This is a genomic window from Parendozoicomonas sp. 209JJ7-1 (genome assembly GCF_058147085.1).
On record NZ_JBYVJU010000010.1, the window covers coordinates 166,133 to 190,013 of the forward strand.

Genomic DNA, 23,881 nt, shown 5'->3' on the forward strand with positions numbered 1-23,881 from the left:
CCGATGAATGGCAGCATTATATCCGCCTTAGCGGGCTCCATGCGAATAGGCATATCAATAGTTGGTACAGAGTCTATGGAAATGGTCTAGGCTGGGGCGCTCCGAAGGAAAATACATAAAAAGGCTGTGGTACACATGGCTATTACAGACTGGCCCGTGGACGAACGTCCCAGAGAGAAGCTTCTGCAAAAAGGTCCGAGTGCCTTGAGTGACTCAGAGTTACTGGCAATTTTTTTACGAACAGGGTTGCCTGGATGCTCTGCCGTTGATCTTGCCAGGGAGCTGCTGGGCAGTTTTGGCGGATTAAGAAAGCTGCTTCAGGCGGATCGCAGGGGCTTCTGTAATAAAAAAGGACTCGGACCTGCAAAGTTTGTTCAGTTACAGGCTGTTCTGGAAATGTCCCGACGTCATCAGTCAGAATCGCTGTTCAGGGATAACCCCCTGACATCTCCGGAGAAAACCCGGGCATATTTGCAGTTACACCTCAGGGACAAAAGAAGTGAATGTTTCTGTTGCCTGTTTCTCGATAACCGTCATCGCCCCCTGGCTTTTGAAGAGTTATTTCAGGGCACTATAGACGGTGCTGCGGTTTATCCCCGGGAGGTGGTGAAACGGGCGTTGGCTCACAATGCAGCGGCGGTGATTCTGGCCCACAATCACCCCTCCGGTATTGCCGAGCCATCCGATGCGGATGTACGTTTAACGCGACGTCTTTGCGATGGTCTGGAGCTGGTGGATGTGCGGGTTCTCGATCATATGGTAGTGGGAGACGGCGTGACCGTCTCCATGGCCGAAAGGGGCTTGATGTAAGTGCATTCTTTGCAGGTTTAGAGGTTCTGACAGGTTCCATCTGAACCATCATGCCCTTTAAACCAGCATACGCTGCCGTTGCTTTTATGGACGATACGTCCGTCCCCTGCCTGGGCGGAACCAGCAACCGGAGTGCTGGTTATCTCGTAAGTCTGTGCGTTAAGGGCGTAGCCAATGTTGTATTTGGCTGTCCCTGTGGCTGGAGATGTCGTACGTCCGGCAGTTGGGAATCCCGCGTAGGTATACCCCCGGGAATACCATTGCTCCAGCTGGAGAGAATATTCAGCCATAAGTGCCTCTGCTTCAGCCCGGTTGGTATTTCTAACATGTTGCTGATAGGAGGGGTAAGCAACCGCTGCCAGAATGCCAATAATGGCAACAACAATCATAAGTTCTATTAAAGAAAATCCTTTCATTGTTCTGACCTTTTATCGTAATTGCCGCCAGTTTTGACGCCCCTGGTTATCTGGAGAGCCACTTTCTATAACTGTTCCCAGAACACCACTGGAATCATTGGTTGTACTGGTGATTGAGCCATCTGCTCCCGGGTTTCCTCGGGTGATTGGAGTGATACCAGAATCGTTTTTTACGCCACTGGGAATGACATTGTTATAGATATCATCGCTGGTGAGGGTTCTGTCGTTGTTGGCATCAAAGGGAGGCGTAAACAGTCGTCCGCCATTGGTACGGTTCAGGGCCATAATCCAGCTTGAGCCACCGGCAGCACAGACGTCACCGGAAGGTATCAGTGTGGTGAACACCACCCGGTCTGAGTCAAGGTGCATATCAAAAGTAACCCTCTCACCATAGTTTGTTGTGCTGTTGCCAGGTGTGATTGTACCGTCCGCATTGATCGTGCCATTGCGGTTTACAAGGTTAAGAACCCATCCCTGATGGGGGGCGACAGAGGTTGTGCCGCTGGTGCAGTTTTCCCAGCAGATTTCGTTATTAGAGAGAATACGCAGTGCTTTTCGGTTGCCTGCTGCTGATATCTCATCTTCTATATGTTGCTGTAGAAGATTGTTACGTGAGACTGTTTTCGCATAAGTTCTTGATACTGTCGCTGTTGCGTCTCTGGCACCAGAAAAACTGATACCGTACACAGACTGTGTTGGCCAGCCTGTTGTTGTATTGTCTCCGACTTCAATGTATTTACCTGTTGCAAAATAGATAATCAGATCCTGGGGTTTCTCTGCATTAGGATGAGCCGCCACTAAGGGTTTTGTGGTTATTGGTTGGGCATAATCAGGGCTGGTGGCTGTAAACAGGGGAACCTTGGCTGTATTTGTACCGGTATTCAGAGTTGCTATATCCCAGTTTTCGGGATTGTCTGAGTTAATATCAAACATAAAGAGGTTGCCGAACAGGTCACCGGCAACGACATAGTCATAAATATTGTCACCGTCAAAGTCGATGGCTGTTGGAGACGAAAGGCCATTTTTCCTGTTCTTCTGACTTGCGGGCAGGGAAGAAAATGCGTTATTAGGGTCCTGGCCTGAGCCTTTACCGGTATCAATTTTTTTGATTAGCTCACCCGTCTCAATATTAACGATAAACAGAAACCCGTTACCTTCAGCATTCGCACTGTTATAACCATTGCCAAATATGGCGGCCCACTGGCCGTTATGCAGGCGGGCAATGGTGGGTTTACCGAAGGTTAAGCCAAGGTCAGGGTCTTCAAATTCCCAAAGAGCAATTGTTGATGCATTGGCTTCCGAGAAAGTGGATGGATCTGTGATGTTCAGGGCGAAGACTGCTCTCCCTCCACCACCCATTCCGGACACAAGTACTGTGCGCCAGCCCTGGTTATCGGGGTTCGTATCTGTCGAGAAATACACATCATCAAAAACAGGGGAGTTATCAACATAAGGCCTGTGGCTGTAGCTCTGGCTTACCAGATCTTTCAGGCTTGGGAAGGTTGCAGCGGGAACATAGGCAATCAGTTCCTGGCCATTACTGGTTTGGGTTGCAGAGCCAATACGGGCATCAAAACCATGAAGCATACCGTCGTTAGCACCTGCATAAACAACAGGCGCTCTGTTTCTATAGGTATTGGCAAAGGCGAGATAGCTCTTACCTGCGGTGTTTTCCGAGTGGGTTTTGCCCGGATATTGCTTATCTTTCCAGGCGCTTAGATATAAATCAGATGGGCGGCCAACATAGGCAGGATCTGAATTGATAATGTCCCCCAGGGGGGTGATTCGTTCCCTGAAGTCGGAAGGTGATTCCCTGGAGGTGTCTCCGCGCAGGTAGGCGATTAAGTCATCTCCAAAGCTTTGGGGGTTGGTGATTTCGTGAGTCAGCTCAACGGCCTGGGATGCAAGAATGCCATTAACACCCGGGTTGTCCATATCATCAGGGAATTGGAAGGGTACACCCTTGCCCGGAGTATTTCCGCTGGCTTCCCTCCAGGTCAGAATTTTCCTGGGGCTGGTGCGGTTCTTCAAAATATTGGCGGCAGACCATACATGGTCAAATCCAGTGGCGGTTATTTTTTTTGCTGCCAGGTCACCGTTCCATGTACCAGAGTTATAGGTCGCCTGGTAGACGGCGGAGCTGCCGTTATCTGTACTGCCAACATTCAGGGCAACGGAGCTGGATGAACCACTCGCCTCTATTGCATTGTTAATGGCGGCTTCTATCTGGGCGGTCAGGTTGCCGGCATTGGTCACAGGGAAATAGGATTTTATATTGCCGTTAGCGTCCTGGTATTCCGTTGGATCGGGAATATCATCATTGTCATCGTCACTAAAACCGCCCCATTTCGCCGCGAGTTTTAAAGGCTCATCAAGTACTGTGGCGGCAGGGGCTGATGTGTTGGGAGTGAATGTACGGGTATTAACAGTAGGTAAATGGTTTGCGGTTGCATCAGAAGGTGGACCCAGTACTCCTTGAGCGTTGAAATATCTACCAGGAAGGGTGTCAGCAAAATAAGGGTGATGATTGCTGTTTCCGTGAATGTTGCCTTTATTACTTATATCCAGATATACACCATCCTGCTCAGTCCCGGATATAGCATAACCCATATGCATATCTATACCTGCACCTTGATAAAGCTGGGTAATGGTGACGGATACTTGTCCGTTAGATACTGAATACTCGTATCGAACGATAGCGTCCAGCTCATTATCATTCCCCTGTTCAACATCCCCGAAATTAATGAGGAATTTACCCGATGTGGCGTTTATTTCTTCGGCGTAATAGTCGGTTATGGACAGGGAGGGTTGGTGGGCACCTTCATTAGAGTTTATCTGGCTCCCGTATTTTACGGATTTCCCCAGGGGAACCAGGGTGACTATTGACTGGTTAGAGCCAGACCCTACGGGAATTTCAATTTTCGGAAGTGATGATGCCAGAGAGACGGCGTAGGTTGTGAGCTTCTGGTCACCATCTGCAGGGTTCAGATCTGTTTTTTGCCCAAAATAGGCAACAGCGGCGCTGTAATAGGAGCCTTGCTTTGTGGGTTCTTCCGGTGTGCCGCGAATATTGGCAAAACTGCTGATGTTTTTGGCGCTGGGTATACCCTCTTTGTTGGGGACTCGCGTACCGTCATCAGCAAATATAATACTTTCGCCGATAAAGTGCTTTTTCAGGCCTTCGCCAGATTCTGTTGCCCAGATGGTGTCAGCTAAAGCGCCTACATCCAGTGTTGTAATATCTCCTGTGAAACTGGCAAAGCGACTTCCGGGAAGCTGGTCGCTGTCGTAGTTAGGGTTGGCATCGGAAATCACCAACTGGAAAGGTTTGGCGCACTGTGGGAAACCGCCGTTATTTCTATAGGGGTTTTCCCAGGCAGGTTTAGGAAGCCCTAGTATATTATCTGCAATATTGCTGTCATCGTTGTATGAGAATACGGATGTAGGGTTTGATTTCCCTGCAAAATAACGAGTAGTTTCATACATCATTTCCGCCAGTGGGTTGCCCCACATCGGGCATTCACCATTATTCATGATTCGGTTAAGAATCAGTCCGCAGCCCTTCCACCTATTACCCCTGCTCCAGCCCCTGGGGAAACTGTCATCCAACATCCTTAATTTATTAAGTGAGCTGATAATTCCGTTTGTTGCGGTGAATTTTCCAAGGCTATCAATCTCTGAGGATAGGGAAGAAATATTTTTGCGGAGCACACCTCCCTGCATATTGTTCTCATAAGAGCCGGTCATTAGTCCGAAGTAAATGCTGTTGTTTTCACCATATTTTTGCAGGATACCTGTGGGTTTATAAGATGTACCATTTTCATCAGTGTAGGGTTTGCAGTTTGCTTCCCGCGTCAATCCTGTGCCTTGTTTACAAACCTCAACCCTTACAACTGTATCTATGATGCCACTGCTGAAGTTTGCGCAAGGTTTGTTTTCCTCTATGGATATATTCCCATTGTTTTCTTCTATTTTTGTGCATTCAGAGCCTGATACGCTGCCATTTTTTGAAACCCATCCACTCACAGGGATTTCGCTATTCTGCATTATGCGTAATTTAGGAGCGCTTTGGTTATTTAAGGTGACGCTGGCAAATAAATGCCGTGTCCCCGGGTTAGGTTCTGAATAAGGGGTGTAATCGGCTATGACAAAATCAGTATCTCTTACAGGGTCATATTCCTTGCCCCAGCTGTGAGCATCCTGTGTGATAAACGCACGTTCGAGAATGGTTTTGTTATTGTTATCAGTGGAGCGTTTTCCTCCATAAAGAACCTTTCTGATAGCATCCAGGCGAGATGTTGTTAGATAGTTAAGGAAGTCTCCACTCCAGAGGTTGCCGGAACAGGTCTTATCGGCGGTGTCCGTGGTGGGTGTGAAGTATCCACCTGAGGCTGTTTGATACTGATAGCACTTATGGGAGTCAAAATACCCGAAGTAATCAATAGATGGCTTATACCCAATATCAATCGTTCCATCCCCATTCAGGTCGGATGCGTCGTTATAGGCTTCCTGATACAGCTTGCTGTCCCGTGCCATGGTCAGCATCATCAGAGGCGGTGTTGTCTGGGAGACGGTAAGCGGAACCTGGCTGATATTGAGATCCGTAGCCGCAGAAATCTGCTGGCATACTGAAAGAACCAATAGCCCTGCTGTCAGTATGCGTCGTGTATTGAATATGTTCATGTGATTCTTGTTTCTTATTAGAGAATGCTTTACCACGAACCTTACAGCGTTCGCATCATGTTATAGGTTGACTGTAAAACCACGCTGCTTCTGCCTGGTCCACCCCGGCCCCAGCCAGTAATCAGGAAAACATGGGTTTGCACCGGTGAACCATTGCCTGAACCTTTGGCTGTACGGGGAGAGTGCGAAAAAAGATATTCAATGGTGTAGCGGCTGTTGTTATTAAGCGGAGCTGGTGCTGTGGTTGTTTTATTGTCGTCAGCCGCTCCCCATTTATTATAACTTGCTCCCCAGTCTGGATCGCTCCCGGCAAGCGCGATGCCATTGTTGGCTGTATTAATAAGGTTCCAGACAGTTAAAAAATCAGACTGTGCAGCGAGAAACACTTCTGCAGAACGAATAGCATTGTCTGCGTGTTGGAGGGCTTCGGCACGATCTCGCTGACTGGTTGACAGGTGCATGTCATTTTGAGCAGTTCTAGCGCTGTAAATGGCTAAAGTCGAGATAACCAGCAGAATAACCAGGCAGATAATCAGGGTTGCGCCATGCTGTTTTTGATGGAAGTGTTTCATGGTTATAAAACCCTCATGGTGTTACGGAGGGAGAATGAAGATTCAAACACCTGCCGCAAACGTCCATCAGAACCGTTCACGGTAACTCCGAGAACGGAATAATTGCGGTTCAGGCCGGGAGCTGTTGCTCCAGGAGCCCTGACCAGAAGAGCAATTCTCATGGAGGTTACACTTTGCCACTGGCTGCCAGAGATGTTCCCTGCGGTGAAATATCGGTTGGGTTCCCGATTGGGGCTGTTGTCGGTGTCCATGCCGTACTGGATCTGCATACTTTGGATATTGTCTACCAGAGGGATACCTGGCTGCCCTGGAGCCGGAACGTTATTTACCCGGCAAACCAGGGTGTTATTCTCGATGGAGAATGAAAGAGTGGTAACAGCAGTAATGGGGTTGTTATTGCAGTCAGTGCCTGCTCCCGCCCCTATGCGGATTTCAAAGGAATCACTGACTGCGGCGTTATTTCCATTGTCTGTGCCCCGTAAACCTTGATTGAGGATGTATTGTCCAACTGCCGGTAGGGTGAGCTTCTCTTTTGTATTTATGTTAACTCCCCTGTAGCCAGCCATACGCAGATAGCGGCCAAGCAGGTCTGCGGCAGACCTGGCGCTATCCTGCATTTGTGCATCTGTATTGACAGTATTGAATGTCTGGCGGCTATCTATAAAGAGCTGTAGAGCCGCGCCGCTGATAACCAGTCCTAATACCAGGGCGATCATTAACTCAATAAGAGAAATGCCTTTTTCTCTTTTCTTATGCTTAGTGACGTTCTTGTTTTTCTTATCCATTGCAGTAAGTCACTCCTGGAATTAATTTCTCACGGCCAGTTGCATGCAGGTTTTGTCTGTTGCGGCAGTACCGCAGTTTGTACCTGTGGCTCCTGAACGGGCGGAATCCCACATGACGGTAATGGTGTAAATACTGTTGCCGCTGTTACTTTCTATGCGGGCACCGGAAGAAGGCAGTGAGCCGGATAATACACTGTTTCTCCACTGGGTAAGGTCATAGGCTGCCAGCTCGGTAGCGTTACAGGCGTTCGAGCTGCAGTCTTTGGTTATGTTGGCCGTGCTTGTTGTTAGGGCCAGTGCGTAATTGCCATTGTTGGCAGCCGTTGGGTTTGCTCGAATCCGGTCACTTATCGTGGTAAGCAGATACATGGCTTCAGCGTTGTAATGGCTCTGGTGGCTGATGCGCATGCTGGTCATTTGCAGGGCGATCATGCCCAGGACGCCGATAGACAGTACAAGAAGTGATATCAGCACTTCTACCAGCCCAACTCCCTGTTGGTTTTTTTTCATGTTTAATTCCATTTTTATCTCAGCTTGAGCAGGTGGGTTGCTCCCTGATTTTGTTATTCAAGAATTGGCTGTCAGGGACAAGTGGTGATTGTTGTTCTTCTGACGACACCTGACACAAGAACGGTGAGTTGCTCTCCTTCCCCTGCGCCCTGGCAGACTTGAATGGTTTCAGCGGGGTTACCTGCAGCAAGGAATCCGCTGGCTGCAAACGAGATTATCTGGCGATCGTTTACGGTCGCATTTGCCGTAATATCCTGAGCTGCCGAGGTATAAATGCGAAGAGGAGAGCCGGTACAGTCTGCAGGCGTACCTGTGGCCACACACCAGCCATCGCCCCATTCATCTGTACTTGTGGACGACTTACTGCGGAGCGAGACGGTTTGTCCGGTTCTTACCGCCTCCATACGAGCGAACTGCAAAGCGTTGAGAAATTCTGAAGCTGTGGCATCAGTATTTGAACGCTGCCTGAAAGCATTGAAGGATGGAGCTGCGAGTGAAACCAGAATGGCGAGAACAGCTACGGTAATGATTAGCTCAATAAGTGTGAAGCCCATACTTACAGAACTGTGAAATCTTCTAATGCGAGACATCAGTTTTATAATCCATTATTTCAGGGTGGGATAAGAAGTTTGGCTTGAACAATATCCTGATATTCAAGGTGCCAAAATCACCACAATAGATTGTATTAGATCATGGAAATGTGAACTTGGTTAGACCGTTGGTCGCATATTTGCTACCAAATATGCTTTTAGTGTGCTTGGAATTGGGTAGTCATAGAGACAATAATTTTGTGTACTATGGTTCTTCTTTTGTTATGTGGGATGGCGATTTCTTGCCCCCCTGATTCTTTTCTGGTATAAAGCCGGGTCTTTGAGTCTAGATCAAGCTTGGTACTTATAAATAACCGAGCAATCACCTTAATGGTTGGTCTGGAAAAAACCCAGGTTGGCGGACTGTTTGTCGGTCAGAGCGTTAGAGAGGCTTAGCAAATGTCTAAAGTTTGCCAGGTTACCGGCAAGCGTCCTGCTGTCGGAAACAATGTATCCCACGCAAAAAACAGAACTCGTCGTCGTTTTTTGCCGAACCTGCATTACCATAGATTTTGGGTAGAATCCGAAAAGCGTTTCGTGCGCCTGCGTGTTTCCTCCAAGGGTATGCGTATTATTGATAAGAAGGGTATCGACGTGATTCTGTCCGAGCTGCGCGCTCGCGGCGAACGTGTCTGATCCTGAGTAACACTGGAGGATAACGACAATGGCCAAGGCTATTCGCGAAAAGATCAAGCTGGTTTCCACTGCTGGAACTGGCTACTTCTACACCACTACCAAAAACAAGCGTAACACTCCGGACAAGCTTGTTTTCAAGAAGTACGATCCCAAGGTACGCAAGCACGTTGACTTTAAAGAAGCCAAGATCAAGTAATAACGGCTTTTTTATGGCTTGCTGCCTCTTCTGACTCTGGTTGGAAAATCTGGTCAGAACATGAAGAAACCCGCCCTGCTGCGGGTTTTTTCATGCCTGCAGTTTGCAGGGGAAAGTTGTAGAGTAAAGCCGTACAATGCCCGCGCTTTGAGAATTGACGCCGTTAACTGAGCGGCCAGATTTAGCACTTTTCAGGTAAGCATCAGGTGAAAGCATTATGAGGAAACCCGAACTCCTGTCTCCCGCCGGCACTCTGCGCAATATGCGCTTTGCCTATGCCTATGGTGCCGACGCTGTTTACGCTGGCCAGCCCCGTTACAGCCTGCGGGTCCGGAATAATGACTTCAAACTGGATAATCTGGCAAATGGCATCCAGGAAGCCCATGACCTGGGCAAGAAATTCTATCTGGCCAGCAATATTGCTCCCCACAATAGCAAGGTAAAAACCTTTTTGAGGGATATGGAGCCGGTCATTGCCATGAATCCCGACGCCTTGATTATGTCTGATCCGGGGCTGGTGATGATGGTTAAGGAAAAGTGGCCGGAAACGGAAATCCATCTCTCGGTTCAGGCCAATGTAGTGAACTTTGCCACTGTGAAATTCTGGGCTCAGCAGGGTGTCTCCAGAATTATTCTTTCCCGTGAGCTGTCTCTGGACGAAATTGCCGAAATTCGGGAAGAGTGCCCGGATACTGAGCTGGAAGTCTTTGTTCATGGCTCCCTGTGTATTGCCTATTCCGGTCGATGTTTGCTGTCTGGTTATATGAACCGCCGTGACCCTAACCAGGGAGCCTGCACCAATGCCTGCCGCTGGAAATACCAGGCCCATGAGGCAAAAGAGACGCCGGAAGGGGATATTGTGCCTGTTGAGTTTGATCCAGCAGATATTGGCAGGGGAGAAGAGCCGACCCTTGGTGATGGAAAACCCCATGATGGTATTGTGCTGCTACAGGAAGGGAATCGTCCCGGTGAATTTATGCCGGCTTTTGAAGATGAACACGGCACTTACATAATGAACTCAAAAGACCTGCGGGCGGTTCAGCATGTTCACCGGTTAACTCAGATGGGTATTCATTCTTTAAAAATTGAAGGTCGAACCAAATCCCATTATTACGTAGCCCGTACTGCACAGGTTTATCGTCAGGCGATTGATGATGCCGTTGCTGGGCGGTCATTTGATATGGGTTTAATGGATACCCTGGAAAATCTGGCCAGTCGTGGATACACGGAAGGTTTTTACCGTCGCCATGTTCATGATGAGTACCAGAATTATGAGAGGGGCAGTTCTTTAGGAATAGTGCAGCAGTTTGTTGGTGAAGTTGTTGATCAGGATGAGCGTTTCGTCACAATAGATGTAAAGAATCGATTTGAAGTCGGAGACCAGGTCGAGTTAATTACCCCGGCTGGGAATAGCCTGTTCACTCTTGATCATATTGAAAACAGGAATGGCGAGAAAGTTTCTATCGCTCCCGGCTCTGGACATCAGGTTCGTATACCTGTTCCTGAAGGGGCAAAGCCTGATGAATTTTCCCTGTTGGTTCGTAGCCTTCCAGAGAAGTAATCAGGAAAAGTGAGTGCGGCAACAAGCGTAAGCACAATTAAGTTAAGTAAAAATAAAAAAGGAGGCATAAGCCTCCTTTTTTAAATGCGCTGAAGATTACTCTTCTTCAGAAGCAGCACCGCCAACTACGCAGTCCAGACGCTTCTTGCCGGTCTCTTCCAGGTAAGTCTGGAAGTCGCGGGGCAGGCGGCCAGTAGTAGAACCGTACCACTGAACAGTGTCACCGGATTTGGTTACATATTCAAAGGTATACTTGCTAACGTTACGACGCTTCTTGGGCTGTGCTTCATCGGAACCACCCAGGTCGGACAGGGACAGACCCTTTTCTTCGAGCATCTTGCGGATCTGCTCGATGCTGGCTTCTTTTTCTTTATTCTTTTCCTGTTCTGCTTCAAGAGCTGCACGCTTTTCAGTAGCAATACCCTGCAGACGCTCAACAATGCGATCCAGATCTTCCAGGTGTACATCTTTGAACAGCGCACGCATGCGGGTTTTGCTGGACAGGCGATGCATGATTTCTTCAAACATATTCATTATTGTAATCCTACTCAATGAACGATCAGGTAAATTCTTTCAAACCAGGCGAGATTATTCAGTATGTTGACCTTGCAAATATCACAACCATTAACAGATTTGTGCTTTGGTTATGATTTCGGGATTTTGTTCGGCGCTGGATAAATCCTGGTTCCTGGTTGATGCTTCTACTCAGTTCTTAAACTGCCTCAGGCGGGATGTTCGGGTAAAACCCCTCTTTTGTCAATGGTATGGAATGAAAATAGAAGTGCTTTGTTAAATAGATGATAGGAAATGTTTAATATTGAAAGTGCAAGAAATTGTCTTAAAAATCCACACGTGCTTGGCAGGGTTCGTAGCGAGTTGATTTCATCATTATAAAATTTTCTTTACCTGCTTTCTGATGCTGGATTAAAGTAAGGTTCATGCAATATTGCTTATTAGAATAACAATCTCAGGTTTTCTGCTTTGATTGACGCTTGCTCAGCTATCATTTTGTTTTTTGTGTGACGGGTTTTCCATGGATTTTCTTCTAAACCTGCCATACCAGCAGAGCTGGTTTTTGCTGGCTGCCTTGTTTTTTGGGACTTTCATTCTGGAAGATGGGGCGATTGTTGCTGGTTCTCTAATGGTCGCGGAAAATCAGCTTGTACCTTTCGCTGCATTTTTAGCTCTCTTTTCCGGCATTGTTGTAGGAGATTTTCTTCTTTATCTTGCCGGGCGATATGCAGGTAATTCACGCCTTTTACAAAGGTGGAGAGAGAAAACCATTGTGGCTTCCATAGAGAGGTGGCTCTCAGATCACCTGTTTCTCACGATTTTTCTTGTTCGCTTTGCTCCTGGGCTAAGGTTGCCTTGCTATCTGGCTTGCGGCTGGTTTGCTGTTTCTATCAGGGGATTTCTTACGGCGGTTGGTATTGCCGGTTTTGTATGGGTGTTCCTTGTTTTTGGTGGGCTGGTCTGGTTTGGACTTCCTTTATGGCAGGAAAGCATGAACAAGTGGGTACTTATTTTTCTTTTGGTTGCCGGGTTGGCTGTTGTTCAGCGTTTGCTGAAGTCCCGCATCCAGGGTTATCTGGAGAGCATGGATGATCGGAAACAGGAATAGCCATTTAATAGAGCAGGCTATTAATCCAACCTTCCCTGAAAAAAAGGCCCATGTTGGCATGCCGCCCCTTGCGAAAAGGGCGAGGGCTCTGGCTTTTTTTGAGTTCTGGCCCGCTTATATAGTTTACATTCCGATCGTTATTCTCTGGCTTGTGCAGTCAATCCGGTATCGGGGGTTGACGGTACCCCTGTGCGCGAATCCGGGTTTTTTTCTTGGCGGTCTGGTGGGGGAATCTAAAGCCGAGAATTTTCATCAGGCTGGAGAGTATGCCCGGCAGTTTATTGCCCCCTGGTTTCGTATTGTTAATAACACCGGCAATATTTCCAGACAGCTTATGGATACTCTTCAGTGGCTGGAACGATCCGGGCTTGCTTTTCCCGTTATTGCAAAACCGGATATCGGCTGTCGTGGCAGTGGCGTACGTATTATTCGGAATAAATCCCAGCTCAGGGCGTATTTTATGCAGTTTCCTGATAATGCCGCTATCCTCCTTCAGGAACTTGTTCCCTGGGAGGCAGAAGCGGGTGTTTTTTATATTCGAAGACCAGGGGAAAGCAAGGGTGAGATATTTTCTCTTACTTTGAAATACCAGCCCTATGTGTATGGCAATGGTGTCGATACCCTGAGAACACTTATTGACCGTGACCCCCGGGCCGGAAAGATTGCTCATCTTTACCTGGAGAGACATAAAAAACAGCTTGACGATGTTCTTGAGCCTGGCCAACCATTTCGCCTGGCTTTTGCCGGGAGTCATAGTCGGGGAGCTATTTTCTGCGATGGCTGCCATATGGTTACAGAACAACTTACCCAGGCATTTGACAGGGTCAGCAAAGATATTAATGGTTTTTACTTCGGTCGGTTCGATATTCGTTTTGCCCACGAGGAGTCTTTAAGAAATGGCCGTGACTTCCGAATTCTAGAGATTAATGGTATCAGCAGTGAGGCCGGTCATATCTGGGATGCGAACTCATCCCTGAGGGAGGTTTATAAAACTTTATTCAGACAGTACAACATTTTATTCCAGATTGGTGCGATTAATCGGGAGAGAGGGCATCGTCCCGGAACACTGCTGCAAATGCTGAATGGCTGGATCAGGGAGAGCTGGCTTGGGCGTCGTTATCCTGAAACGGAGTAGCAAAGTGCAGAGTACATGCTTTATCTTTAAAGGCAGGAATAAAAAATGCCAGGGAGGCAGACGTGTATAAATACTATATAAAAATAGCGTTGTGCATTTATATAGCAGTGGTTTTTGTCCAGTCACTGTTTTTCAAGTTTTCCGGATCCCCGGAAACTGCGTATATCTTTGGAACCCTGGGTGCCTGGTCCGGATTTGACTGGTTTGCCAAATATGGTGCCCAGGGTGTCGGTGTGGTGGAACTGATTGCTTCGATTCTGCTTCTTACCGGTTTAAGGCTGTTTGGTGCCCTGATTGCCACCGGAACTATGGCTGGCGCGGTTTTCTTCCATTTATTTACCCCGCTGGGCATCCGTATGCCTGAGTTTAATGCCGAGGGTGCGATTGTTGGCGATGATGGCGGACTGCTGTTTATTAATGCCTGTGCTGTGCTGGTGGCGGCCCTGATTGTTCTGGTGATGGAAGTTTACGAGCAGTCCCACTCCGATGATGGTAGTCACACAGACTAATTGCCAAAGCTAATTTCCAGAAATCTCTGGTTTAGAAAGTCCTATAAAAAAAATAACAGGATGGCATATGAGTACTGATTCCCCGTTTCACCTCCGCTGGCAGGGTCGCCGAGGTCTGTTGATGAAAAGCCTGGAGTGGCTTCTGGGCCTGCGGCGGCTTGATTATCTTTATCAAACTCATTTCACCGATGAAAAAGGGCAGGCTTTTCTCGATAAGGCCATGGGCCTGCTTGGTTTTGATTACACCGTGAAGTCCGGCTCTCTTGAGGTGGCCGAGGGCTCAGGATCTCTGGTGATCATTGCTAACCACCCTTTTGGCGGAGCTGAGGGTGTCGCGCTTATTGATGCGGTATTGAAGATAAGGCCAGACACCCGTGTGTTGGCCAATCAATTGTTGAATTCGTTACCGGGGCTGAAGGAACTGTTTATTGGCGTTGATATTCTCAGTCGCTCAACCAGGGAACAGCGGAAGCTGGAGAATAAACGCGCGGTGGAACGTGCCACTCAGTGGGTGGAGGCTGGCGGTGTACTGATTATTTTCCCGGCGGGGGAAGTCGCCAGCCGTAACTGGACATCCAGTGTTATCAAAGAGGCGCCCTGGAGAAATACTGCGGCCAATATTATTCGGGCGACAGGTGCCAGTGTTCTTCCTGTTTATTTTGAAGGGCGTAACAGCCGGTTCTTTCATTTTCTTGGCCTTGTTCATCCGTTGCTGCGCACAGCATGGCTGGCGCGGGAGCTGCTGAACAAGAAAGGCAAAACCCTGGGCATGCAGGTTGGCCAGATTGAACCCGCCAGCCATTTCCGCAATATCCAGGGGCAGACTCTGACCAACGCCTTAAGAATGCGCACCCTGCTTTTGGCGGATTATGAGTTTGCCATGGCGCATCAGGCCCATAGTTCTGCAGGAGTGGCAACGGGACTGCCGATTTGCGAGGCTGTGAGCTCAAAGGTTCTGGGGCGGGAGATCTCCGGTCTGCCGGATGAAAACCTGCTGTACAGTAAGAATGAGATGGAAGTCTGGTGTTGTGAAGCCCCGGACATTCCCAATGTTTTGCTGGAGATAGGTCGCCTGCGGGAGGTAACATTCCGAGCCGCAGGGGAAGGAACAGGGTTTGAAACCGATCTTGATAAGTTTGATCGGCACTACCTTCACCTGTTTATATGGAATACCACCAAATCCGAGATTGTTGGCGCTTACCGGATCGGTCAGGTCGATAAGCTGATGGCAAAAGGTGGGTTGAATGCCCTCTATTCCCGCAGCCTGTTCAAGTATGACAGGTGCCTGCTGGAACGCCTGGGTTATTGCCTGGAAATGGGGCGTTCATTTGTCCGGCCAGAATACCAGAAAAGCCTGACTGCCTTACAACTGTTGTGGAAAGGAATTGGTGCCTGGATTACCCGCCACCCCCGTTACCGTATTCTGTTTGGACCGGTGAGCATCAGTAAGGATTACCAGGAACTGTCCCGTTATCTGATCGCGATGAGTATGGAAGAGAATCACTATGACCGGGAGCTGGCCGGCATGGTGAAGCCTTCACGGCCACTCTCCATGTCCCCTCATCTGCCCTGGAGCAGGGAGATGCTGGCAGGTCTTGGGGATATTGAGCAGATATCAGCGATGGTGCAGCTACTGGAAAAAGACCGGGGTGTTCCGGTTCTTCTGAGGCAGTACCTGAAACTGAATGGAATCTTTATCGGCTTTAATGTGGACCGGGCATTTAATGATGCCCTGGACGGTTTGATTATTGTCGACCTGTTAAAAAGCGACCGCAAAGTGCTCAACCGCTATCTGGGGGAGGAAGGTATTCGACGCTTGAATGCTGTTCACCGCCCTGAATCGGCGACTGTCTGATACTGCAAAGTTGCAGGGGCAACACCAAATGAGGATGGAACTTCAATGCCTTCCATCCTCATCAGTATTGCGATAACAGCCTGGTGGTGGATAGTGTGGCAGTGAAGAAACAGCAATTCACGGGAGAGTGTCGTTCGTGATTTTACCGACGGATCTTCCGGGTTGCCGTTAATGGCCGCCTGCAGTGTAAGGGGCTGGTCAGCCTCGAAAGAGAGGGTGTACAGCCAGCTGTTCATATCATTCAGCAGGGTTAAGGCCGCAGGCAGAGAGGTTTCAATAATTCTGTTGCGTGCCCGTTGGTCGTAGCAAATAGCTCCGGATGGCAGTCCGTTATATAAAGACTGATAGTGCTCAAGGATATGTCGTACATGTGTGCCTATTGAGCCATCAGTATGTTCTGGCGTTTTGCGATATATGTGATCAGACACAAGGTTCAGCTGATCATGCAAAAGACTGAGGCAGGAGCAGTTAGCAGTAATAACAGACTGGAACGACATATCTTCCCTTGAGTGTGGCCATCATTATTACCAGAATAGTTTAACATTTGGCTGGTATATTGCCCGTTGATGTTTTTTCTTTCCTTGTATTTATAAAGCTCTAATCTTTGTGTTTTAAAAACAGGTTAACACTCTGTTCCGGCTGGGTTAGAGTCATGCTACAGACTTGATTTATGGAGGATCCAGATGATGGGGTTGGAGTTTACGGCGATTATCTTTGTGGGACTGGTTGCGATCCTTGTCGCGACCGCAGTGCGTATGGTTCCCCAGGGATATAACTATACGGTTGAGCGTTTTGGACGTTATACCCGTATTATGCATCCGGGGGTGAACCTGCTTGTTCCGGTGGTCGACCGGGTTGGCCGTAAGATCAATATGATGGAGCAGGTGCTGGATATTCCTCCTCAGGAAGTCATCTCCTCCGATAATGCCCAGGTTACAACCGATGCGGTTTGCTTTTTCCAGATTCAGGACTGTGTCAAAGCTTCTTATGAGGTGAATGATCTCTGGCGGGCCATGCAGAACCTGGTGATGACTAATATTCGTGCAGTACTGGGTTCCATGGAACTTGATGAAATGCTTTCCAATCGGGACAAAATCAATGCGGCTCTTCTGGATAAGGTTGATGAAGCGACTGATCCCTGGGGTATAAAAGTTACCCGTATTGAGATTCGGGATATTTCTCCACCTCAGGACCTGGTTGACGCCATGGCCCGGCAGATGAAAGCGGAGCGGGAAAAGCGTGCCCAGATTCTGGAAGCGGAAGGTTCCCGTGCGGCAGCGATTAAAGTCGCGGAAGGTGAAAAGCAGGCCCAGATTCTGAAAGCGGAAGGTGAACTGGAAGCGGCCAAACGGGAAGCGGAAGCCCGAGAACGTTTAGCGGAAGCGGAAGGTAAAGCGACTGATGTCGTTTCCCAGGCCATTGCCCAAGGGGATCCGAGAGCGATTAATTATTTTGTCGCCCAGAAATATGTCGAAGCCCTGAAAGAAGTCGCTTCCGCAGAAAACAACAAAGTCATCATGATGCCCCTTGAGGCCGGGAATGTTATCGGTTCCCTGGCTGGTATTAAGGAGCTGGTGGGCGAAGCGACGACCAGGAAGAACTAGCAAGAAAGGCTGGCAAGAAGGAATAGTATGGATTTTGTGACGGAACTGCAGCCCTGGCACTGGCTTATCCTCTGCTTTGTGCTGCTTGGTTTTGAGGCGCTGGGAGCCGGTGGTTTTCTTTTGGGGGCGGCCGCTGCCGCCGTAGTTCAGTGTCTTCTGCTATGGCTTATGCCAGCGATCACCTGGCCCTGGCAGCTGGGTATTTTCGGTTTGGCAACGCTGGCGTTTACTGTGTGCTGGTGGGTGTTTTTCCGTAAATCCGGCCAGAATACGGAAGAGCCTCTGCTCAATAACCGGGCGGCACAGCTGGTAGGGCGTGTGATTGTGCTTGAGCAGGATCTGCCTGCCGGCTATGGCCGTATCCAGATTGGTGATACCAAGTGGAAAGCCCAGGCTGCTGAGACCCTTTCAGCCGGAACAACAGTGGTTGTCACCGGCACTGATGGTATGACCCTTCTTCTTGAAAAGAGGACGTAATTCGTTTTTAAAAGGGAAGTGGATAGGTAGTTGATATCTCCTACTTCTCTTTTAATCCGTAATTTTTGAACTTGTCCTTCACCCTCTCCATTTTGTAGATAAGGCTGCCATTAATAAACAGTCCGAAGACTCAGATATCCAGTTTGAAACCCCATAAATCCAAGCCCTGTAGCAAAACAAAAACAGACAGAAAGGCCACCTGCCAGCGCAGAAGAAAGCGGCCTTTCAGCCGCTCTTTTGTCCGTGGTTTTTGATTTTTCGCTACTTTGAAAAATCGATATCAATTAATAGTGGGTCATGATCGGATGCGCTGAATGGCCCTGAATCCTTTGGAAGATCGCCAGAATATTTATCAGGATATTCAAACAGGGTGTTTTCCAAAGAGTTGATATGCCAGTCCTGAACCCGGCTGACTTTTGAGGCAAGTGTTTTATTGGCTATGGCGTGATCCAGGGCCCCCAGTTCTCCATCATAACTGTAGGAATAGTTCCGTTTCCCCTGATGGGCTGTGACCAGATTGACCATGCCATAGCCTTTATCCAGGGTGTCCTGGGGCATGGGGTGGCAGTTTACAGTTGTGTGCTTGGAAGTGTGTACGGGAGGGCGCAGTGTACCTCTGGAGCTGAGAAAGCGAACCGGGTCTTCCTGACCATAAGCATTGAAATCACCAATCAGGAGGATATTGTCAGACAAAAGGTGCTGGGTTGTCTCAAGGTGCTCTGAAAGCTGTTTTGCTGCAGCTGTCCGGAATTCATTACAACTTCCCTGTAAGTCATCCGGTTCCGGAGTTGTGCGGGGGCTTCCTTTCTTTATCTTTGTGCGATTAAGGGGAACCTTGCCGTCTTTGTTGACGTACTCCATATAATCTTCGTAGCACATGGAGCCTTTGGACTTAAAGTGACTGACGACAACAGCCACTGAGGCTTCAGAATTCTTATCCTGGAAAATCTGCAGCAGCGAGGGGCGCATGGTCTTAGTAAAGTCCCGGGTTTTGTCATCAATACTGCTGGTCAAGGTAAACTTCTGTACGGGCATAGCGATAACCTGTAACCCGTCCTGAAGGGAAACCTTGCCGGGCTTATAAACCAGACCAGTCGTAATGGCGTCGGTGCCTATATGGGACTGGTCATAGGTTTCTACGGCAGCATAATGCTCTGAGGGTGGGAGTCGATTGTTAATGGTGACGAGCAGGTCTTCCATGGCGCTGCCAGGCCCGAAGCCGTTATTTTCAATCTCAAGCAGCCCGATAATATCTGCGTCAATCCTTGTGATGGCCTCCACAATTTTTGCTCTTTGCAGGTTGAGCTCCGCTTCGGTTTTCGCGCCTCGGTTTGAGCCGGTTGGGTTGGGCTTATGGTCTGGCATCACCGTGTTGAAATAGTTCAGCACGTTAAAGCTGGCGACCCGCAGGGTTCCATGGGTGTGAGGTTTGGGAAATGCGGTTCTTGGAAAAAATTCATGATGGAAGGCGTAGGTATCCAGTTGTTCAGTGGGAATGATTTCATAACGACCATAACGGTAGGTGACCACGCCGGTCAGATTCTGAATGGTGTCACCAACCCGGATGTAATGGATGTAAGGGCCAAAAGCCGGATAGTAGCTGATAACACCGTTGGTCTGTTTGGCCTCGTCGGTAATCAGTGTCAGGCGGTTCATATTATTCGCTTCAGCCATGGCCATGGCTTCGGCTGACAGGGGAGGGTGAACCTGTGTTGGCTTGAACAGTGGTCCTCCCAGGCTGACATCCATATTGTTGCGGCGAGAGGTGAAGTTAAAACTGTAATTACGGGTCACCGTGAGTGCGCTGTGACCATGGAAGCGGACAAGCATGCCCTCAAGGTGTTCGAGTTTCTGAAGAGAAATGTTTCTGGGGGGCGTTGCTGCCCGTACTTCATTCAGGGCATCTGTGCTGCAGATTTTGAGATCTTTCAGCACCATCTGGGTCTGGCCATAAAATTCTGTAATAACGCCTTTGGCTCTGACTTTGTAGCCCGGTTTCAGTTCCGGGCGAGTACCGTATATAAACAGACCTTCTGAGGTTTCTGGTCTTCCGTCCTCATCAAAGGTTTCTTCCTGAATAAAAAAGCCTTTCAGCCGCTCGGGCGTATTGGCCGTGACAACAGCCTCAACAACAATCTCAGGAGACTCTTTGGCTCCCGGGGGAATCAGAGGGCTTGGGCCGCCTGAACCCTGGACAGAGCTGATGTATGTGGCACAGTCGCCACAGGTCAGATCCAAAGTGGGCTGTGCATTCAACAGTATGGGTGTTAACAGGGCAATGGTCGCAATTGCACGACGATAGACATCTAACATGAGGTTAACCATCTGGCGAGAGTAAACGGCAGGAGTTACGAAAGTAGGAGCAGGAAGGGATTATTGCCAGAGATTGTAGATAAAACTGTCCCGGCTTTTGACCGGGACGCAATTAAAGAAAAATAAAGCCGTTTTAGCCTGTGAAAATATGTTTGTAGACATAGTTGGTGGCGTTTACAAAGCCGGGCATGCTGCCGCAGTCGAAGCGTTCACCCTTAAAGCGATAAGCCAGTACACAGCCCTGTTTAGCCTGGGTCAGAATGGCATCGGTAATCTGGACTTCGCCGTTTTTGCCCGGAGGCGTGTTTTCAATAATGCTGAAAATATCCGGGGTCAGGATATAACGGCCAATCACCGCCAGATTGCTGGGAGCATCTTCCTTGCTGGGCTTTTCCATCATGTCGGTAACCCGGATCAGGTCGTCACTGATAGCTTCACCAGCGATAACACCATATTTATGAATTTCGTCTTCCGGCACTTCTTCAACGGCGACAATGGTGCAGCGGAACTGGTTGAACAGTGTCGCCATTTGCCCCAGGACCCCCGGACCACCGGGGTTGAGGCACAGGTCATCGGCAAGGATAACCCCAAAGGGGTTGTCACCAATCAGAGGCTTTCCGGTCAGTATCGCATGACCCAGGCCCTTCATTTCTTTTTGGCGGGTGTAGTTGAACGTACAGGCGGCCATCAGTTCACGGATGCTGGAAAGGCGCTGCTCCTTGCCACTGCCGGCAATTTCTTTTTCCAGTTCGTAGTTGATGTCAAAGTGGTCTTCAATCGCCCGCTTGGTACGGCCTGTAACAAATCCCATATCGGCAATGCCGGAGTTCATAGCCTCTTCCACTGCGTACTGGATGAGGGGCTTGTCGACGACAGGCATCATCTCTTTTGGCATGGACTTTGTGGCAGGGAGGAACCGGGTTCCGTAACCGGCTACAGGAAAAAGACACTTGTTTAACATCTTACTGTGCTTCCTTGTCTTGAATTTGCGGTATTGATCGTTTGACAGTCGGGTCATTATAAGCAGAAATAATGCCGATCGTGCGACATTTGTCTATGGATGTGCCTATGAATGGAATGCCGAGTTTGAGTATAAAACCTCAACAGATGCCTGAGGCGTAACAGGTATTTTTTGAAATGATTTGGGTAAAGGTTCCATACTGAACAATTCCAGCCAGTATTACCGACAGAGGGTGAATGATTATTAATGGCTGATCTAAGATATACCTGTAATCAGGAGTACTGCCGGGTCCATGATGAAGGCACCCTCGGGCGGGTACTGACGCCCCTTCTGCAACATCTTTATCCTGAGCGGGCCGGTGATGTGCTGGAAAAACTGCTGAAGCTGATTAACGATCATCTGGCGGTGGTTCCCCATGGTCACGGGCAGTCCTGGGATGAAACCGACATTATGCTGGTCACTTATGGCGATACTGTTCGAAGCAGTGATGAAGCGCCCCTGGTTACGCTGGCGAAATTTCTTGGCAAATATATGCAGGATTGTTTCAGTACCCTGCATATTCTGCCTTTCTACCCTTACAGTTCCGATGATGGTTTTTCTGTGATTGATTACCGGGTGGTCGACCCGGAACTGGGCACCTGGGAAGATATCCGCCGGTTAAGCCGGGATTATCGCTTTATGGCGGATTTGGTAATTAACCATATTTCCCGCCACAGTGTCTGGTTCGCAGATTTTGTCAGCGGACATCCACCAGGCAATGCCTTTTTCATTGAGCCGGAACCGGAAGATGATATTACTCAGGTTGTGCGGCCCAGGAATTCTTCCCTGCTGGCACCTATCTGGACCCGTCGGGGGATACGCCATGTCTGGGCGACGTTCAGCAAAGACCAGATCGACCTGAACTTCCGCAATCCGGAAGTGCTGGTGGAAATGATTCGCACTCTGTTGCTGTATATGGAACAGGGAACTTCATTGCTTCGGATGGACGCTATCGCGTTTTTGTGGAAAGAGTCCGGAACCGGCTGTATTCATCTGCCCCAGACTCACACTGTCGTAAAGATTATGCGGGTGATTATGGGCACTTTACGCCCGGACTCTATTGTGTTGACGGAAACCAATGTTCCCCACGAAGAGAATATCTCCTATTTCGGGAAAGGAGATGAAGCCCAGATGATCTATCAGTTTCCGCTTCCGCCGTTATTGCTCCATGCCATGAACCGTGGCTCGGCAGAATATCTCACCCACTGGGCCGGAAGTCTGGAAGACTATCCTCAAAATTGTACGGTACTGAATTTCACCGCATCTCATGATGGTATTGGCTTGCGGGCTCTGGAAGGCATAATGCCCCAGAGAGAAGTGGATAATCTTGTAGAGTCCATGCACCGGTTTGGTGGCTTTGTCAGTATGCGTGCACTGCCGGATGGCAGTCAGGCTCCCTATGAAATTAATATTTCCCTGTTTGATGCTATGAAGGGTACACGACGGGGGGAGGATACCATGCAGATTCCCCGATTCCTGTGCTCCCAGGGCATTATGTTGGCGATGAAGGGCATTCCTGCGGTTTACATCCACAGTATGCTGGCGACGGAAAATGACCTGGATCTGGTAGAAAAAACCGGCCGGACCCGCTCAATTAATCGTAAGAAATGGCAGCATGATGAATTGGAAATCCTGCTTTCCAATCCGGCAACCCCATCCTCTATTGTTTTTAGCCGTATGAAAGAGATGTTGCGCCTGCGCCGTGGGGAAATCTGCTTCCATCCGGATAACCCCCAGCAGGTTCTTGATGTTCACCATGGTCTCTTTGTGCTGATAAGAACCGCTAACAAAGGTTCCCGGGTTCTTCTGGCCATACACAATGTCACGGTGGGCAGACACGTGATTAGTCTGGCTGACCATCCGGAGTTGATCGTGCGACAGGAGTGGTATGACTTGATTACAGATAACCCCCTGAATGGTTCTCTGGAAGAACTGGTTCTAGAGCCTTATCAGGTGTGTTGGCTGGTGCATGAGAACAGTGGTAGTGAATTTTAAGCAGGCAGAGGAGCCAGCTCTGTCGGTTCTCCAGCAACCTTGAACGCGACATTATTTACCATTTACCAGATGACGAAACTATAGGTGAGGCCGATGGTACTGTCAGTGTTCTGGCCATGCCGTAAAATCTTAGGATAGAACTTCAGAAAAGGGACACTGTTCAAGTATTCAAAATTCATAAGGGTCAAGTGTAAGTACAAAAACCTATTGCTGCATGCTTGTCAAAAGCGTCATTGAGCGTATAATTTGCCACCTCTCCTGCAGCAGTGCGGAGATTGGAGTCTGCGTTAAAGAGCGACCGGCGGTCAGCAGCGTTTGAAATCCTTTGAAGATGTTCTGAGAAGTTTCTTAAAACACTGATTGACACTACGTCATAACGCTGTAGAATGCGCTCCTCGTTGTCACCGGCCAAGGCCAACGGCAACACTGTTGAGATACTCTTCGTTGAAGGCTAACCTATTGATTTTCAAGAAGTTAACAAAAACGAAGCACTTGACACCGACCGGCGCCACGGTAAAATGGCGGCCTCGCTGATCGGGACAGCTTCTAACGCTTCCCTCTCTTCTGAAGAGCAGAGTCAGCCACTCAATACGAAATGCGTGATTGGGTGATA

At 48.8% G+C, this 23,881-nt stretch carries 22 protein-coding genes; 11 read left to right on the top strand and 11 right to left on the bottom strand.

The window, feature by feature from the left end; genetic code table 11:
* Positions 1–135: 135 nt before the first annotated feature.
* The gene (gene radC / locus ACY2RQ_RS11875; protein ID WP_490113191.1) at positions 136–810 is read left to right on the top strand and encodes a RadC family protein; all 675 of its coding nucleotides are present in this window, start codon (positions 136–138) and stop codon (positions 808–810) included.
* 17 nt (positions 811–827) lie between these two features.
* Here the strand turns inward: radC and ACY2RQ_RS11880 are convergent, their stop codons facing one another.
* The 6 genes from ACY2RQ_RS11880 to ACY2RQ_RS11905 all read right to left on the bottom strand — a co-directional run bounded on the left by ACY2RQ_RS11880 (position 828) and on the right by ACY2RQ_RS11905 (position 8,330).
* Positions 828–1,226: a type IV pilin protein gene (locus tag ACY2RQ_RS11880; RefSeq protein ID WP_490113192.1), complete on the bottom strand. Its 399-nt coding sequence runs from the start codon at positions 1,224–1,226 to the stop codon at positions 828–830.
* A 12-nt stretch (positions 1,227–1,238) separates the two neighbouring features.
* Positions 1,239–5,909, bottom strand: a complete 4,671-nt coding sequence (locus ACY2RQ_RS11885) for a pilus assembly protein (protein WP_490113193.1) — start codon at positions 5,907–5,909, stop codon at positions 1,239–1,241.
* 41 nt (positions 5,910–5,950) lie between these two features.
* Positions 5,951–6,481 (bottom strand): pilus assembly PilX family protein, encoded by a 531-nt coding sequence (locus tag ACY2RQ_RS11890; RefSeq protein ID WP_490113194.1) that lies wholly within the window; start codon positions 6,479–6,481, stop codon positions 5,951–5,953.
* Between the two features lie 2 nt (positions 6,482–6,483).
* A complete protein-coding gene (locus ACY2RQ_RS11895) occupies positions 6,484–7,266 on the bottom strand; it encodes a PilW family protein (protein ID WP_490113195.1) in 783 nt (260 codons plus the stop codon).
* A 21-nt stretch (positions 7,267–7,287) separates the two neighbouring features.
* On the bottom strand, positions 7,288–7,776 hold the full coding sequence (pilV, locus tag ACY2RQ_RS11900) for a type IV pilus modification protein PilV (RefSeq protein WP_490113196.1): 489 nt from the start codon (positions 7,774–7,776) through the stop codon (positions 7,288–7,290).
* Between the two features lie 71 nt (positions 7,777–7,847).
* Positions 7,848–8,330: a GspH/FimT family pseudopilin gene (locus tag ACY2RQ_RS11905; protein WP_490113197.1), complete on the bottom strand. Its 483-nt coding sequence runs from the start codon at positions 8,328–8,330 to the stop codon at positions 7,848–7,850.
* 435 nt (positions 8,331–8,765) lie between these two features.
* Here ACY2RQ_RS11905 and rpmB point away from each other — a divergent pair, with 435 nt between their 5' ends.
* The 3 genes from rpmB to trhP all read left to right on the top strand — a co-directional run bounded on the left by rpmB (position 8,766) and on the right by trhP (position 10,759).
* On the top strand, positions 8,766–9,002 hold the full coding sequence (gene rpmB, locus ACY2RQ_RS11910; RefSeq protein WP_281645765.1) for a 50S ribosomal protein L28: 237 nt from the start codon (positions 8,766–8,768) through the stop codon (positions 9,000–9,002).
* A gap of 28 nt (positions 9,003–9,030) precedes the next feature.
* Complete coding sequence (gene rpmG / locus ACY2RQ_RS11915) at positions 9,031–9,198, top strand: 50S ribosomal protein L33 (protein WP_155160589.1); 168 nt, start codon at positions 9,031–9,033, stop codon at positions 9,196–9,198.
* 217 nt (positions 9,199–9,415) lie between these two features.
* Positions 9,416–10,759: a prephenate-dependent tRNA uridine(34) hydroxylase TrhP gene (trhP, locus tag ACY2RQ_RS11920; protein WP_490113198.1), complete on the top strand. Its 1,344-nt coding sequence runs from the start codon at positions 9,416–9,418 to the stop codon at positions 10,757–10,759.
* Positions 10,760–10,855: 96 nt separating this feature from the next.
* On the opposite strand, the gene ACY2RQ_RS11925 is transcribed toward trhP, so the two are convergent.
* The gene (locus ACY2RQ_RS11925; protein WP_490113199.1) at positions 10,856–11,293 is read right to left on the bottom strand and encodes an H-NS family histone-like protein; all 438 of its coding nucleotides are present in this window, start codon (positions 11,291–11,293) and stop codon (positions 10,856–10,858) included.
* Between the two features lie 499 nt (positions 11,294–11,792).
* On the opposite strand from ACY2RQ_RS11925, the gene ACY2RQ_RS11930 reads away from it, so the two are divergent.
* From ACY2RQ_RS11930 to ACY2RQ_RS11945, 4 genes are all read left to right on the top strand, one after another.
* Entirely contained in the window at positions 11,793–12,380 is a 588-nt protein-coding gene (locus ACY2RQ_RS11930) for a DedA family protein (RefSeq protein ID WP_490113200.1), read from the top strand.
* Positions 12,361–13,515, top strand: a complete 1,155-nt coding sequence (locus ACY2RQ_RS11935; protein ID WP_490113201.1) for a D-alanine--D-alanine ligase — start codon at positions 12,361–12,363, stop codon at positions 13,513–13,515. The genes ACY2RQ_RS11930 and ACY2RQ_RS11935 overlap by 20 nt, the downstream gene beginning before the upstream one ends.
* Before the next feature lie 62 nt (positions 13,516–13,577).
* Positions 13,578–14,024 carry a hypothetical protein gene (locus tag ACY2RQ_RS11940; RefSeq protein ID WP_490113202.1) on the top strand — a complete coding sequence of 149 codons (447 nt, stop codon included), beginning with the start codon at positions 13,578–13,580 and terminating at the stop codon, positions 14,022–14,024.
* 67 nt (positions 14,025–14,091) lie between these two features.
* Positions 14,092–15,879 carry a bifunctional lysophospholipid acyltransferase family protein/GNAT family N-acetyltransferase gene (locus tag ACY2RQ_RS11945; protein WP_490113203.1) on the top strand — a complete coding sequence of 596 codons (1,788 nt, stop codon included), beginning with the start codon at positions 14,092–14,094 and terminating at the stop codon, positions 15,877–15,879.
* On the opposite strand, the gene ACY2RQ_RS11950 is transcribed toward ACY2RQ_RS11945, so the two are convergent.
* Positions 15,852–16,307: a hypothetical protein gene (locus ACY2RQ_RS11950; protein ID WP_490113204.1), complete on the bottom strand. Its 456-nt coding sequence runs from the start codon at positions 16,305–16,307 to the stop codon at positions 15,852–15,854. The genes ACY2RQ_RS11945 and ACY2RQ_RS11950 overlap by 28 nt on opposite strands.
* 255 nt (positions 16,308–16,562) lie before the next feature.
* On the opposite strand from ACY2RQ_RS11950, the gene ACY2RQ_RS11955 reads away from it, so the two are divergent.
* Positions 16,563–17,483: an SPFH domain-containing protein gene (locus ACY2RQ_RS11955; RefSeq protein WP_490113205.1), complete on the top strand. Its 921-nt coding sequence runs from the start codon at positions 16,563–16,565 to the stop codon at positions 17,481–17,483.
* A 27-nt stretch (positions 17,484–17,510) separates the two neighbouring features.
* Positions 17,511–17,960: an NfeD family protein gene (locus ACY2RQ_RS11960; protein ID WP_490113206.1), complete on the top strand. Its 450-nt coding sequence runs from the start codon at positions 17,511–17,513 to the stop codon at positions 17,958–17,960.
* Positions 17,961–18,221: 261 nt separating this feature from the next.
* Here the strand turns inward: ACY2RQ_RS11960 and ACY2RQ_RS11965 are convergent, their stop codons facing one another.
* Positions 18,222–20,273 carry an ExeM/NucH family extracellular endonuclease gene (locus ACY2RQ_RS11965; protein ID WP_490113207.1) on the bottom strand — a complete coding sequence of 684 codons (2,052 nt, stop codon included), beginning with the start codon at positions 20,271–20,273 and terminating at the stop codon, positions 18,222–18,224.
* 133 nt (positions 20,274–20,406) lie between these two features.
* The gene (gene galU / locus ACY2RQ_RS11970; RefSeq protein ID WP_490113208.1) at positions 20,407–21,234 is read right to left on the bottom strand and encodes a UTP--glucose-1-phosphate uridylyltransferase GalU; all 828 of its coding nucleotides are present in this window, start codon (positions 21,232–21,234) and stop codon (positions 20,407–20,409) included.
* Between the two features lie 246 nt (positions 21,235–21,480).
* Here galU and ACY2RQ_RS11975 point away from each other — a divergent pair, with 246 nt between their 5' ends.
* Positions 21,481–23,268, top strand: a complete 1,788-nt coding sequence (locus ACY2RQ_RS11975) for a sugar phosphorylase (RefSeq protein WP_490113209.1) — start codon at positions 21,481–21,483, stop codon at positions 23,266–23,268.
* 401 nt (positions 23,269–23,669) lie between these two features.
* Here the strand turns inward: ACY2RQ_RS11975 and ACY2RQ_RS11980 are convergent.
* On the bottom strand, positions 23,670–23,881 hold a 212-nt coding region (locus ACY2RQ_RS11980), incomplete at its 5' end, for a hypothetical protein (RefSeq protein WP_490113210.1).

Coding starts and splice junctions, on each gene's coding strand:
- radC (WP_490113191.1), top strand. CDS start 136: ATGGCTATTACAGACTGGCCCGTGGACGAACGTCCCAGAGAGAAGCTT.
- ACY2RQ_RS11880 (WP_490113192.1), bottom strand. CDS start 1,226: ATGAAAGGATTTTCTTTAATAGAACTTATGATTGTTGTTGCCATTATT.
- ACY2RQ_RS11885 (WP_490113193.1), bottom strand. CDS start 5,909: ATGAACATATTCAATACACGACGCATACTGACAGCAGGGCTATTGGTT.
- ACY2RQ_RS11890 (WP_490113194.1), bottom strand. CDS start 6,481: ATGAAACACTTCCATCAAAAACAGCATGGCGCAACCCTGATTATCTGC.
- ACY2RQ_RS11895 (WP_490113195.1), bottom strand. CDS start 7,266: ATGGATAAGAAAAACAAGAACGTCACTAAGCATAAGAAAAGAGAAAAA.
- pilV (WP_490113196.1), bottom strand. CDS start 7,776: ATGAAAAAAAACCAACAGGGAGTTGGGCTGGTAGAAGTGCTGATATCA.
- ACY2RQ_RS11905 (WP_490113197.1), bottom strand. CDS start 8,330: ATGGGCTTCACACTTATTGAGCTAATCATTACCGTAGCTGTTCTCGCC.
- rpmB (WP_281645765.1), top strand. CDS start 8,766: ATGTCTAAAGTTTGCCAGGTTACCGGCAAGCGTCCTGCTGTCGGAAAC.
- rpmG (WP_155160589.1), top strand. CDS start 9,031: ATGGCCAAGGCTATTCGCGAAAAGATCAAGCTGGTTTCCACTGCTGGA.
- trhP (WP_490113198.1), top strand. CDS start 9,416: ATGAGGAAACCCGAACTCCTGTCTCCCGCCGGCACTCTGCGCAATATG.
- ACY2RQ_RS11925 (WP_490113199.1), bottom strand. CDS start 11,293: ATGAATATGTTTGAAGAAATCATGCATCGCCTGTCCAGCAAAACCCGC.
- ACY2RQ_RS11930 (WP_490113200.1), top strand. CDS start 11,793: ATGGATTTTCTTCTAAACCTGCCATACCAGCAGAGCTGGTTTTTGCTG.
- ACY2RQ_RS11935 (WP_490113201.1), top strand. CDS start 12,361: ATGATCGGAAACAGGAATAGCCATTTAATAGAGCAGGCTATTAATCCA.
- ACY2RQ_RS11945 (WP_490113203.1), top strand. CDS start 14,092: ATGAGTACTGATTCCCCGTTTCACCTCCGCTGGCAGGGTCGCCGAGGT.
- ACY2RQ_RS11955 (WP_490113205.1), top strand. CDS start 16,563: ATGATGGGGTTGGAGTTTACGGCGATTATCTTTGTGGGACTGGTTGCG.
- ACY2RQ_RS11960 (WP_490113206.1), top strand. CDS start 17,511: ATGGATTTTGTGACGGAACTGCAGCCCTGGCACTGGCTTATCCTCTGC.
- ACY2RQ_RS11965 (WP_490113207.1), bottom strand. CDS start 20,273: ATGTTAGATGTCTATCGTCGTGCAATTGCGACCATTGCCCTGTTAACA.
- galU (WP_490113208.1), bottom strand. CDS start 21,234: ATGTTAAACAAGTGTCTTTTTCCTGTAGCCGGTTACGGAACCCGGTTC.
- ACY2RQ_RS11975 (WP_490113209.1), top strand. CDS start 21,481: ATGGCTGATCTAAGATATACCTGTAATCAGGAGTACTGCCGGGTCCAT.